The organism is uncultured Lentibacter sp. (assembly GCF_937123735.1).
Classification (GTDB): domain Bacteria; phylum Pseudomonadota; class Alphaproteobacteria; order Rhodobacterales; family Rhodobacteraceae; genus Lentibacter.
This window is the reverse complement of the sequence record NZ_CAKZKL010000001.1, coordinates 1-12,062: the sequence shown is the minus strand read 5'-3', so window position 1 is coordinate 12,062 and position 12,062 is coordinate 1. Positions and strand designations below refer to the sequence as shown.

Annotated in this window: 10 protein-coding genes and 1 tRNA gene; 6 read left to right on the top strand and 5 right to left on the bottom strand. The window is 60.7% G+C overall.

What is annotated here, in order from left to right:
• Positions 1 to 70: 70 nt before the first annotated feature.
• From Q0478_RS00055 to Q0478_RS00045, 3 genes are all read right to left on the bottom strand, one after another.
• Positions 71 to 208: a hypothetical protein gene (locus Q0478_RS00055; protein WP_298674685.1), complete on the bottom strand. Its 138-nt coding sequence runs from the start codon at positions 206 to 208 to the stop codon at positions 71 to 73.
• Between the two features lie 76 nt (positions 209 to 284).
• Entirely contained in the window at positions 285 to 1,682 is a 1,398-nt protein-coding gene (locus Q0478_RS00050; protein WP_298674682.1) for a glycosyltransferase family 2 protein, read from the bottom strand.
• Between the two features lie 3 nt (positions 1,683 to 1,685).
• Positions 1,686 to 2,975, bottom strand: a complete 1,290-nt coding sequence (locus Q0478_RS00045; protein ID WP_298674679.1) for a nucleotide sugar dehydrogenase — start codon at positions 2,973 to 2,975, stop codon at positions 1,686 to 1,688.
• 255 nt (positions 2,976 to 3,230) lie between these two features.
• On the opposite strand from Q0478_RS00045, the gene Q0478_RS00040 reads away from it, so the two are divergent.
• From Q0478_RS00040 to Q0478_RS00020, 5 genes are all read left to right on the top strand, one after another.
• Complete coding sequence (locus tag Q0478_RS00040; RefSeq protein WP_298674677.1) at positions 3,231 to 4,937, top strand: class I SAM-dependent methyltransferase; 1,707 nt, start codon at positions 3,231 to 3,233, stop codon at positions 4,935 to 4,937.
• 40 nt (positions 4,938 to 4,977) lie between these two features.
• Positions 4,978 to 6,096, top strand: coding sequence for a hypothetical protein (locus Q0478_RS00035; RefSeq protein WP_298674674.1), 1,119 nt, complete (start codon positions 4,978 to 4,980; stop codon positions 6,094 to 6,096).
• 92 nt (positions 6,097 to 6,188) lie between these two features.
• On the top strand, positions 6,189 to 7,115 hold the full coding sequence (locus Q0478_RS00030; RefSeq protein ID WP_298674671.1) for a hypothetical protein: 927 nt from the start codon (positions 6,189 to 6,191) through the stop codon (positions 7,113 to 7,115).
• A gap of 18 nt (positions 7,116 to 7,133) precedes the next feature.
• Positions 7,134 to 8,267, top strand: coding sequence for a UDP-galactopyranose mutase (glf, locus tag Q0478_RS00025; RefSeq protein WP_298674669.1), 1,134 nt, complete (start codon positions 7,134 to 7,136; stop codon positions 8,265 to 8,267).
• Between the two features lie 108 nt (positions 8,268 to 8,375).
• Positions 8,376 to 9,812, top strand: a complete 1,437-nt coding sequence (locus Q0478_RS00020) for a mannose-1-phosphate guanylyltransferase/mannose-6-phosphate isomerase (protein WP_298674665.1) — start codon at positions 8,376 to 8,378, stop codon at positions 9,810 to 9,812.
• Here the strand turns inward: Q0478_RS00020 and mtaB are convergent.
• Together mtaB and dapF are read right to left on the bottom strand one after the other, a co-directional pair.
• Complete coding sequence (gene mtaB / locus Q0478_RS00015) at positions 9,809 to 11,074, bottom strand: tRNA (N(6)-L-threonylcarbamoyladenosine(37)-C(2))-methylthiotransferase MtaB (protein WP_298674662.1); 1,266 nt, start codon at positions 11,072 to 11,074, stop codon at positions 9,809 to 9,811. The two genes, Q0478_RS00020 and mtaB, sit on opposite strands and share 4 nt — an antisense overlap.
• Entirely contained in the window at positions 11,071 to 11,892 is an 822-nt protein-coding gene (gene dapF / locus Q0478_RS00010; protein WP_298674660.1) for a diaminopimelate epimerase, read from the bottom strand. The genes mtaB and dapF overlap by 4 nt, the downstream gene beginning before the upstream one ends.
• Positions 11,893 to 11,989: 97 nt before the next feature.
• Between dapF and Q0478_RS00005 the strand changes: the two genes are divergently transcribed.
• Positions 11,990 to 12,062: transfer RNA gene (locus tag Q0478_RS00005), tRNA-Lys, on the top strand.

Sequence of the window (12,062 nt, the reverse complement as noted above, 5' to 3'; positions counted from 1 at the left end):
CTCAGTGGTTACGATGTGCCAAGAACACTCTCTTAGCAAATAGCCCTATTTGGACCCATAGGCGCTGACGTCAGACACCCAACAGCTTCCCATACTTTAGATAATGTTCCGCAGGGTCCATGCCCAGGGCGGCGACGTCGGGGTAGGTTTTGAGATACCAGTCGGCGTCAAAATGTCCGCTTTCGCGGATCTTCTTCAGATCACTCATTACAAAACCCAGTCACCGTTACAAACCGATTGTCCGCGCGCGTTACACCTCTTTGATAGGGAATTTGCGGTGGAAGTTAAAGCCCGAATTCCCGAGCGGGTGGGGCCTTGGCCAGGGTGGTTTGGATGTCATGCGCCGGGACAGCGGGGGCGTGGCGGCTGTCGTAGCGGCGTTTGGTTTGCGGAAAGGGCAGGTAGAGCGCTTCGGGGGGCAGGTTGCTGTGCACCGCTTCCCAGAGCGCGATATAGCCCAGACGCGCCTTGGAGAGCGTGCCATCGGCGCTGCGCACGCCAAGTTCGGGGTGTTGTGTCAGGCTGTTCGGCGAGGAGAGGCAGATCATCCCAATCTGGTCAAACGTGGCAAACCCGTTGCCCAGAAGCCGTTTGGCGCGCCCGATCATTTCGCTGTCAGCGCCCACGCGCACGCTGTCCCAATAGCCAAGCTTGTTGCGCAGCAGATCGGCTTCAAACAGGGTCGAGATGGACGAAATGCGGGTCAGCCCGTCCGGGGAGAAATCACTGACCTGGTCAAAGCTGTCAAACCGGCCAGAGGCCAGCATCCGCACCATCAGGGTAAGGCTCGCGGCGTGGCGGGGTGTTCCGGAGGGGCAGGCAGCGGCCATGTGATCGGCGATCCGCCCGGGATGGGCCCAGTCATCCGCGTCCTGCCCGGTGATCCAACGCCCGCGCGCAATGTTGGAGGCGATATTCTTGGACACATAGGGCCCAACGTTGCAGGCATTGCGCTGCAAGGTGATGCGGGGGTCTTCCCGGGCGAGGCCAGCGAGGGTCTCGGCTGTGGAATCGGTGCTGCAATCGTCAATGATGATCAATTCGAGATTGCGCCAGCTCTGCTCCAAGATGGAACGGACGGCTTTCTCAACATGACGGCCGGCGTTGAAAACCGGCATCAGCACCGACACAAGTGGCCCGTCGCGCACAGGTGGTGGCGGGGTCGCGGTTTTCAGCCTGTCAAACAGCGTTGTGCCGCTGGGGTGCAGCGCAAGCGCAGCTGCGTTGAAATGGGCGAGATAGCGGTTTACCCCGTGTTGCCAGCCAGAGATGTTGCCCGCATTGAGCGCAGCATTGGCGCGCAGGATCTCAAGGCAGTGGTGGTGGTTTGGCGCGAGGTGGCGTTGTGCCAGCTTGAGGGCGCTTTCATCTCCTGACAGGCGGGCACAAAGATGCGCGGCCATAAGGACCTTGCTGTGATCCGGAGGCGGCATGGGCCCGCTTTGCGCCAGGGCCGTAACCGGCTCGCCCCCCTGAACCGCGTCAGCGAAGGCCAGGCTGTGAAAGCTGTTGGAAAACATTGGCCCCGGGTCACGCCCCAAGCGATATCCGTAGCGCAGGTAATGCTCGGCGGCATCAAGCCCGCAGGCGGCCACATCAGAATACCGGGCTAGATACCATGCGCCATCAAACAGGCCCGACGCCAGCAAAAGTTCTTTTTTGTCAGCTCCCGCAGCGCGCAAGGGTCACAGCCTGAGATCTGTCTCATGGGCGGGGAAGACAGCCTTCAGGTCAAAGATAAGGCCGCCGTCCTTGAGCTGGGTCCGCAGGGCCGCTGCCCCTTGCGACACCACATCGTCATGGGCCACGGTGACGATCACCGCATCAAAACGCTTCTCGGCAGCAGGCAGGCTCGTGCTGATTTGCACGCCATATTCCGCAGCAACCTCGGCCGGGTCTGCCCATGTGTCAAACGTCTGCACCTCCATGCCGTAGCTTTGCAGCTCTTCGATCAAGTCAATGACCTTGGTGTTGCGAATATCCGGGCAGTTTTCCTTGAAAGTGAATCCGGCGACGAGGATCTTTGCGCCCTTGATGTGCAGGTCGTTGTCAATCATCGCCTTGACGAGCCGCGAGGCCGCGTTGCGGGCCATACCATCGTTGATCTGGCGCGCGGTGCGGATGATATCGGGGATATAGCCTTTGGAGGAGGCCTTGTGCAGCAGGTAATAAGGATCAACTCCGATGCAATGGCCGCCGACAAGGCCGGGCTGGAGGCGAATGAAATTCCATTTGGTGGCTGCGGCGTTGATCACCTCGTTGGTGTCGATGCCCAGATGCGAGAAAATGATCGAAAGTTCGTTGATAAGGGCGATGTTCACATCTCTCTGGGTGTTTTCAATCACCTTGGCAGCTTCGGCGACGCGGATGGAGGAGGCCTTGAAGGTGCCAGCTTCGATGACACTGTCGTAGAGCGCATCGACATAGTCGGCCACCTCAGGGGTGGAGCCTGAGGTGACTTTCAGTATCTTCGTCAAAGGCCTTGTCTTGTCGCCGGGATTGATCCGCTCCGGGCTGTAACCGGCATAAAAATCGGTGTTGAACGTCAGCCCCGACACCGCTTCAACAACGGGCAGGCAATCTTCCTCTGTTGCCCCGGGGTAGACCGTGGATTCATAGATCACCACATCCCCTGGGCTGATGGCACGGCCGATCATTTGCGAGGCGGAGACGAGCGGGGCGAGGTTGGGCCGGCGCGAAGAATCAATCGGTGTTGGCACCGCCACGATGTAGACATTGCACTCTTTGAGCGCGGCCTCATCGCAGGAATAGCTCAGCAAGGGCGCCGATGTGAGCGCCTCTTGGTCAACCTCGCCGGTTGTGTCCTTGCCGGCCTTGAGCTGGGCGACGCGCGCTTCATTGAGATCAAAGCCCAAGGTGGGGTAGCGCTTTCCAAGCGCAACAGCGAGCGGCAGGCCGACATAACCAAGGCCGATAATGGCAACGCGGGTGGACTCAAGGGTGGGATGCTGCATTTGGACACTCATAAAAAAACAATCATAAACAGGGCGCAGCGGGCCACGCCTTTGGTGTTTCTTTTCATGGCCGCCCGCACTTGTCAATTTTGCGCCCCTGCGGGTGAGGGGCATGTTCATGTCTTAGGAAATCGCTAACTGGCTTTCTTGTAAGAGCTTCGTTAGAAAACAGCTCAGGTGGGCCTTTGGGCCAAGTTAGGGTTTGCTGTGGCCACAAGGCCGAGGCAAGGCGAGTATGAGTAACAGGGGTATGCCATGAGTCTCACGCAATCAGAGAAGAATTTGCCAAAGCGGGCGGATGATTTTTTTGCACCGGCAACAGTCGAAACGCTTTTTTGGCATCCACGTTTTCTGAGTGATACGCCGCTGATGCTGCATGTGCCCTTCCTGTTTTGGATCGTCGGGGCTTTGCACCCCCGCCAAATTGCCACCTGCGGTCTGGGCAGCGGCGTGGCGCATTTTGCTTTTTGTCAGGGTCTGGACAAACAAAACATCATCGGACGCTGCCAAGGCATGGGGGTATGGGGAACCGACTCGGCAGCAGGTGGCAAGCCCCTGGCGCCCAAAGCGCTCAGTGCGCACAGCGAGCAGTTTTACAGGGATGTGTCGGTGCTTACCCACGCCAGTGATTCTTATGCGATGCTCAAGAGCCTGCGCGAGCGCAGCCTTGATATCTTGCTTATTGATCTCTGTGAGCTTCAGGGCGCTGAGCAGCCCTCTTATGAAGAGTGGCTTGGCCGCCTCAAACCCGAGGGGGTGTTGCTCGTGCATGGCACCGAGACACTGGCCGAGCAGCCGTCAAGCTTGTCGCGCCTAGATGCGTTTTTGAAGGGGCGCACGCGCCTTGAGTTTCGTGCCGGGGCCGGTTTGGCTGTTGTCCCGCTAGGGGATTCCCATCCGCCGCGGCTTGAGGCATTGCTCAAAGCCTGCCCCAACGGCGATGTGCCGGGCGAAGTCGATCTGTTTTTCCGTCGTCTGGGCGAAGGCCTTGAGGCGGTTGCCGGCAACGCGGCCCTGAAGCCACAGCTCAGCAAGGGCCGGGCGGCGCTGAAGGCGGCGGAGGCCAAAATAGCCGAGATCGAGGCTGAAATTGAGACCCTTCAACAAGCCTATGAGGACCGCAGCCGCAAAGCGGCGGTGTCGCAAAGTGAGGCGTTTGAGTATCAAACCAAGCTTGAGGAGCTCAAAGCCAGCGAGCAAGCGCAGCGCGCCGAATGGGAAAAGCAGCAGCTTGACCTGAGAGCTGAGCAGCAGAAAGCCATCGCTGAGCTGACGCAAAACTGCGAGGCCGCTGAGACAGCCATGGCCAGCCTGCGCAGCGAGGCCGAAGCCGCCACAAAAGCGCTCACGGCTGACCTGACGGCGGCGCAAGCAGAGCGCGCGGCAGTAGAACAGCAGCTTGAGGCGGCAGAGGCGGAGCGTGCGGCAGCAGAGCAGCAGCTTGAGGCGGCACAGGCGGAGCGTGCGGCAGTAGAACAGCAGCTTGAGGCGGCACAGGCAGAGCGCACGGCCATAGAGCAGCAGCTTGAAACAGAACAGCGCATCCGTTTTGAGGAAACCTCGACGCTGACACAGAAGCTGGAAGCCGCAGACGCGCAGCAGGCCGCGCTGCACGCCCGGACAGAGGCGCTGCAAGCAACGGCCCAAACCGCAAGCGAAACCGAGGAGGCCTTGATGCAAGCCAAGGCCGCATCTCTCAAGGCCGAGCTGGCCCTCGAAGCCGAGACCCGCACCCGCTTTGAAGAAACTTCCGCGCTCACTCGGATGCTGGAGGAGGCCGCCGGTGGCAAGGAGGCTCTGGCAAAGTCAAAAGCCGAAACGCAAGTCCTGCGCCAGCAGCTAGAGGCGCTCAAAGGCGAGCTTTCGGAGGCGCAGGGCATTATTGCCGGCCTGTATGAAAGCACATCGTGGCGCGTTACCGCGCCGATGCGGCGGGTCAAGCTCATGCTGTCCAAGGACTGAGCTGGCAGATGGGCGTGCCGCAAGCAGGGCGAGAGCCAAGATGAGAAAGATCTACTGCCTCGGATTGCACAAGACCGGCTCGACAAGTTTGCAGCGCTTTTTGTTGGCCAATCAGGTTGTGTTGGCACAAAGAGGGCTGCTTTTCCCACCCGTGACACCGCAAGCGATCAGCCGTTTTGTGGCCGAGCTTTTGCCTGCTGGCCAAAAACGCGCGATGCGGCTCAATGAATACATGGGCCACAATGCCCTCGCCTACAGAATGATCAGTGAGCGCCTCAAGAGCTTTGATTTTCCGACCGGGCATTTGCCGGCCTTTTCCAGTGCGCACGCGCTTTTTCTGGCCCGGGATATGGCGGAGCAAATGGCCGCTGAAACGGTTGTTTTTTGCTCGGAAGACCTGGCGCGCGCGTCTTTGATGGTGCCTGAGGTGCCCAGTATTTTCGCCGAGACCTTTGGCACAGAAGCGGTCACGATTTTGGCTATCGTGCGTCGGCCTGATGAGGCGCTTGCCGCTTGGCAAACCCAGAAACTGCGTTTTGGGGCGCCCTTTGAACCGCTTTGGAAAACCGGTATCGCACCCTACTTGGGGACGGTTCATCTGGAGTATCGTCCGGCTTTGGAGCCTTGGCGCAAGGCCTTTCCAGAGGCAGATTTTGTCATGGTGCCCTACGACGAGGTGAAAGCCACGGGCGGCACAGTGGCCCGGTTTTGTGCCCTGGCGGGGCTTGAGCAAGACGGGCTGGCGGGGTTGAGCGAGCGGTCCAACCCGAGTTTGCCCAACGCTGTCTTTGAGATTGCCCGCCTCGCGCTTGCCCAGCTGCCGCTGCCCAGTGCAACTGCGTTGCGCGGCTTTCTGGGCCGGTGGGCCCAGACACAGGAGCTGCCCGCGAACCAAGACGTGGACATGCTGGGCGCTCAGGCCCGATCCGCACTGCTGCGCAGCTTTGAAGACACCCACCATTGGCTCAGCCAGACAAGCGGCAGGCTGCCGTTTTTCCCCTCGCTGGCGCAGATGGGGGCGGCTGCGGATCTCTCTGCGCAAGAGGCGGCGGTGCGGGCGCTGCCCGGCTTGCGCGCCAGTGCAGATGCGGGGCTGAACGATCCGCGCGCGCGCCGCTTTTTACAAAAGCTCTCTGAGGCCGATCTGCGTATGGGCTAGGGGCCGGCCCAGCACCACGGACGGCCAGAGGGGTTTGCGAAGGCTGCCGAAAGCTGGCATACCACCCATGTTTAACGATTGTGAAAGACGGCATGATTTCCAAAGTCACTCTGCATACCGGGCCCTTGCGTGTGGCCAGCCGCTCTCTCGGCCGCTTCTTAACCGCACAGAAAGCCACACTTGCCCAACAGGGCGTTGTCTATTTGCCAGAGATTGATGTGGCCGGAGCTTTTGCCGAAGGCACCCCTGCAAAGCAGCTTGCAGAGGCCATAAAGGCTGGCGCGGGAGAGGCGCAGCATGTGGTTTTGCTCGCGCCGGGCGTGCCTGTTGTGGAAGCGGCAGGATACCTCAAGGCGTTGGCCGAGGAGCTTCCCCTGACAGTGATCCGCGCCCTGCGCCGTCAGGATGATGCGCTGGAAAGCTGGCTGCTGAGCGGTGCTGCGGCTTGCCCGCCGCTTGAGGAGATCTTGCAAGAGCCCGAACGCATTCTGCCCTGGCTGAATCATGCGCGCGATGTTGGCGCGCTTGTGCAAGCGCTGGGCGCGTCAGCGCTGCGCCTAGTTGTGTATGACAGGCTGCCGCGCGGGCCCGTGGCCGCCTATTGTGAGCTGATGGGCTTGCCAGACACGCTTTGTGTAGAAGCTGCGCCAACTCTCAACACGCGCCTTTCTGCGCCTATGGCTGCGCTATTGGTGCAGCTTCAGAGCGAGAAATTGTCTTGCGACAAGCGGAGTCTTCTCGCAGATGTTTTTGCACGCCTGAGCCGGGAAGAAGCGCGCGCAGCCGTTTTGCTCAGTGCCAGCCAGCGCGCGGCGCTGCTTGAACGGTTCGCGGACGGCAATGCATCGCTAGCGCGAGAGTGGTTTGGCACAGAGCAGCTTTTTCAAAGCGCGATGCCCGCACAGGACACACCCGTTTCGCGCCTTGAGCTGCCCGAAAACAGCGCCGCTTTTCTGCAGGAGGTGATCGGGCCAATGATGTTGAAACTCTCCGAAGGAAGCTATCTTGGAAAACGCTAGAATAACGGGGTGCGCGCGGTGAAGATACTTCTGGTTGGTGCGGGTCTTTCGGGCGCTGTTATCGGGCGCAGGCTGGCCGAGGCAGGCCACGATGTGACCATTGTTGACAGCCGCGACCATGTTGCCGGCAACTGCCACACCGCGCGCGACGCCGACACAGGTGTCATGGTGCATGTTTACGGGCCGCATATTTTTCACACCGATGATGAAGAGGTCTGGGATTACGTCAACCGCTTTGCGCGCTTTCTGCCCTACAAGAACCGTGTGAAAACCACCGCCGGTGGGCAGGTGTTCTCCCTCCCGATCAATTTGCATACGATCAACCAGTTCTATGGCAAGACGCTGAGGCCCGACGAGGCGCGCGCCTTTATCGAGGCGCAGGCCGACACCCGCATCATTGATCCGCAGACATTCGAGGAGCAGGCGCTGCGCTTTGTTGGCCCCGACCTTTATGAAGCTTTTTTCAAAGGCTACACGCTGAAGCAATGGGGACTACATCCCTCAGAGCTGCCCGCCTCCATCCTCAAGCGCCTGCCGGTGCGCTTTAACTATGACGACAATTATTTTTTCCACAGGTTCCAGGGTATGCCCGAAGAGGGCTATACCCATATGGTGGAGCAAATCCTCGATCATCCGGCCATCACCTTAGAGCTCAACACACCTTTCGCGCGCGGCGATGGTGCGGGCTATGACCATGTCTTTTATTCCGGCCCGGTCGACGGTTACTTCGGTTACGAGCTGGGCCCGCTGGGCTACCGCACGCTTGATTTTGAGCGCTTCACCTATGAAGGCGATTATCAGGGCTGCGCGGTGATGAACTATGGCGAGGAGAGCGTGCCTTACACGCGCATCACCGAGCACAAGCATTTCAGCCCTTGGGAGAACCACGAAGGCTCGGTCTGCTACCGCGAGTTTTCGCGCAGCTGCGGCCCCGAGGACATCCCCTATTATCCGATCCGGCAGGTGAAGGAAAAAGAGCTCCTCCAGAAATATGTTGCCCGCGCCGAAAGCCAATCGGATGTGACCTTTGTGGGGCGGCTCGGGACCTACCGTTACCTCGATATGGATGTGACCATTCGCGAAGCCTTGGACACAGCCGAGAGCTTTCTGAAGGCTGGCACCCTGCCTGCCTTTGTGATGCCGCCGCTCTGAGCGCAAAAGACTGGCGTTGTCAGCGCGGAGAATAACCTCCACTTTGCCACAAGGCCGCCCTGTTTTGGCGGTAACGGTCCAGACGAGTGAACGGAGTTGAAGAAAGCCATGACCCAGATCACCCCTGTCATACTTGCCGGCGGTTCGGGCACGCGGCTCTGGCCGCTGTCGCGCAAGAGCTATCCCAAGCAATTCACCAGGCTTCTGGGGCAGGAAACCCTCTTTCAGGCCGTGGCCCAGCGGCTTTCGGGGGCAAGCTACGCGCCACCCATGGTGCTGACGGGGGCAGATTTTCGCTTTGTCGTGACAGAACAGCTTCTGAGCGTAGGCATTGACCCCGGCGCAGTGGTGATCGAGCCCGAGGGCCGCAACACCGCGCCCGCTGTTCTGGCTGCCGCCCTTCTGGCCGTGCAGAAAGACGAGAACGCCGTGCTGCTTGTTGCCCCGTCAGATCACGTCATTCCCGATGCAGAAGCCTTTCGCGCCGCTGTTTTGGCGGGTCTGGGCGAGGTTGCTGCGGGGCGCATGGTCACCTTCGGGATCACGCCGGACAGCCCGCAAACAGGCTATGGCTATCTGGAGTTGGCCGCTGCGCCCTCGGGCCTATCGCCCGTGCCGTTGACCCGCTTTGTCGAAAAGCCCTGTGCCGCGCGCGCAGAAGAGATGCTTGCTGCGGGCAATTATCTCTGGAACGCGGGGATATTCCTCTTTGCGGCGCGCGATATGATCGCCGCTTTTGAAGCTCATGCACCCGCCCTGATCGCGCCTGTGCAGGCCGCACTTGATGCCGCCGAGCCAGACCTTGGCTTCCTGCGCCTCGCGCCGGGGCCATGGGCCGGGGCTGAAAACGTCTCCATCGACGTCGCCGTGATGGAAAAAAGCAGCACTCTCTCGGTTGTCCCCTTTGCGGCGGGCTGGTCCGATCTGGGGAGCTGGTCGGCCGTGCGCGAGCAGATGGACAAGGACGCCCAAGGCGTTGCCAGTTTGGGCGCTGTCACGGCGATTGACTGTGAAAACACCCTGCTGCGCGCCGAAAGTGAGGGGCAGGAGCTTGTCGCCATCGGCCTGAAGGATCTCACGGTGATCGCCATGGAAGACGCCGTTCTTGTGGCCGACAGCCGCCGCGCACAAGATGTCAAACTGGCTGTTTGTGCGCTCAAGGCCAAAGGGGCCAAGCAGGCCGAAGACTTCGCGCGTGACCACAGGCCATGGGGCAGCTTTGAAACGCTCGCTCTGGCCGAGCGCTTTCAGGTGAAGCGTATCGTGGTCAAGCCGGGCGCGGCCCTGAGCCTGCAAAGCCATCACCACCGCTCTGAGCACTGGATCGTCGTGCACGGCACTGCCAAGGTTACCGTCGATGATACCGTGAAGCTCGTCGCCGAAAACGAGAGTGTTTACATCCCCCTTGGTGCAAAGCACCGCATGGAGAACCCCGGCAAGGTTCCCATGGTGCTGATCGAGGTGCAGACAGGCTCCTATCTCGGCGAGGATGATATCATCCGCTACGAAGACATCTATGCACGCGGGCAGGGGGCCAAGGGCTAGGCGTGCGCCACGGCAGTGAGCTGTGCGCCGTCCTGTCCGGTGATCTCTGCCGCCACGATACTGCCTTCCGGCTGCGCCGCCGCAAAGCAGACTTCCGTGAACTGCTCGGTGCGGCCCATATGGGCGTTTTCCATCAAAACAGAGTGCCGCTTGCCCTGCTGGGCGGCAAGGTGCGCGGCCACACGGCGCGCGCCCGCTTCCCTGAGCTGCGCCGCACGTTGCTTGATGGCCGCGCCATGCACCGCAGGCATTCGCGCGGCAGGCGTGCCCTCGCGGGCGGAGTAGGGGAAAACATGCAGCCATGTCAGCTTGCAGTCATCCACCAGCTTGAGCGAATTGGCAAAATGCGCCTCTGTCTCGGTGGGGAAGCCTGCAATGATGTCAGCCCCGAAAGTCATCTCCGGGCGCAGCTTCAGCGCTTCTTCGGTAAAGCGGATTGCATCATCGCGCAGGTGCCGCCGCTTCATGCGCTTCAAAATGAGATCATCGCCATGCTGCAAACTCAGGTGCAGATGCGGCATCAGGCGCGGCTCGGTGGCGATGGCTTGCATGAGGTTGTCATCGGCTTCGATGCTATCAATCGAACTGATCCGAAGGCGCGGCAAATCGGGCACGAGCTTCAGGATGCGCATCACCAAGTCACCAAAGCGCGGGCTTGCGGGCAGGTCTGCGCCCCAGCTTGTCAGATCAACACCCGTGAGCACAACCTCGTTAAAGCCGCGCCCCACCAGCCGCTTGATCTGCTCCACAACCACACCCGCAGGCACGGAGCGCGAGTTGCCGCGCCCATAGGGGATGATGCAGAAGGTGCAGCGATGGTCACAGCCGTTTTGCACCTGCACATAGGCGCGGCTGCGTGTGCCAAAGCCGTCGATCATATGGCCCGCTGTCTCGGTCACTGACATGATGTCGTTGACGATGACCTTCTCGGTTTCGCCAATCAGGTCAGGCGCAAGGCTTTGCCATGTTTCGGGCTGCATCTTCTCGTGGTTGCCGACAACACGGGTCACCTCCGCCATCGCCGCAAAAGTCTCTGGCTCGGTCTGTGCGGCGCAGCCTGTCACGATGATGGGCGCATCAGGGTTTTCGCGGGCCAGCTTGCGGATTTCTTTCTTGGCCTTGCGCACCGCCTCTGCCGTGACAGCGCAGGTGTTGATCACCTGTACATTGCTTAAGCCCGCCTCGGCGGCCAGCGCGCGCATGGCCTCGCTCTCATAGGCGTTGAGGCGGCAGCCCAGTGTCGTGAATTTGGGCGCGCTCATAGCCGCCACTGCCCGTCAAACACATGCGCGCTCTCGCCTGTCATCCAGACGCCATCATCGCGCCAGTCAATCATCAGGCTGCCACCGTCCAGATCAATCTGCACCTTGCGCCCCGTCAGCCCGCGCCTGTGCGCCGCCACGGCCACCGCGCAGGAGGACGAGCCGGAGGCCTCTGTGATGCCCACGCCGCGCTCCCAGACCCGCATCCGGAGGTGATTCTCTGCAATCACACTCGCCACCTGCACATTGGTGCGCTCGGGAAAGAGCGGGTGATGCTCATGCGCCGCGCCAAAGCGCGCCAGATCAACCGCCTCGGCATCGGGCACAAAAAAGCTGCAATGCGGGTTGCCCATGCTGGTGGCCACAGGCGCGCCCTCAATGGGCAGCGCAAGCGTGTCGGCCTCATGCGCCAGCGGAATCTCCTGCCAGGCGGTCATTGGCTGGCCCATGTTGACAGATGTTTGCCCGCCGCCGGCCTCAACAGCATAAAGATCGCCGCGCGCCGTGGTGATATGCAGCTGCGCCTTGCCGGTGGCATCCATCACATGCCGCGCCACACAGCGGGTCGCGTTGCCGCAGGCGCCGGCCTGGGAGCCGTCACTGTTCCAGAAGGTCAGATGCAGGTCCGCGCCCGGCGCATCGGTGATCTCGGCGAGCTGGTCATAGCCCACACCGCGATGCCGGTTGCCCATGGCGCGCGCCAGCTCGGCCGTCATCATTGCGCCCCGCCCACGCGAGTCGATGATGACAAAATCATTGCCCAGCCCATGCATTTTCATGAAGGGAATATGTGTTTCGCGCCCATCCATGCGCCGCATATACGCCTGCTCTTGAAAGGAATCCAGTATCAGGCACGATTAAACCCATTTTCGGGGTTGACCGCCCGCCCCACTCTTTCTAGAAGCACCGCCTAGTGGGCCGTTAGCTCAGTTGGTAGAGCAACTGACTTTTAATCAGTAGGTCGATGGTTCGAACCCATCACGGCTCA

What these genes read in the sequence shown, in the direction of transcription:
- Q0478_RS00035 (WP_298674674.1), top strand. Translation starts at nt 4,978, where the DNA reads ATGAGAAAGATCTACTGCCTCGGATTGCACAAGACCGGCTCGACAAGT.
- Q0478_RS00055 (WP_298674685.1), bottom strand. Translation starts at nt 208, where the DNA reads ATGAGTGATCTGAAGAAGATCCGCGAAAGCGGACATTTTGACGCCGAC.
- dapF (WP_298674660.1), bottom strand. Translation starts at nt 11,892, where the DNA reads ATGCGGCGCATGGATGGGCGCGAAACACATATTCCCTTCATGAAAATG.
- Q0478_RS00040 (WP_298674677.1), top strand. Translation starts at nt 3,231, where the DNA reads ATGAGTCTCACGCAATCAGAGAAGAATTTGCCAAAGCGGGCGGATGAT.
- mtaB (WP_298674662.1), bottom strand. Translation starts at nt 11,074, where the DNA reads ATGAGCGCGCCCAAATTCACGACACTGGGCTGCCGCCTCAACGCCTAT.
- Q0478_RS00045 (WP_298674679.1), bottom strand. Translation starts at nt 2,975, where the DNA reads ATGCAGCATCCCACCCTTGAGTCCACCCGCGTTGCCATTATCGGCCTT.
- Q0478_RS00030 (WP_298674671.1), top strand. Translation starts at nt 6,189, where the DNA reads ATGATTTCCAAAGTCACTCTGCATACCGGGCCCTTGCGTGTGGCCAGC.
- Q0478_RS00020 (WP_298674665.1), top strand. Translation starts at nt 8,376, where the DNA reads ATGACCCAGATCACCCCTGTCATACTTGCCGGCGGTTCGGGCACGCGG.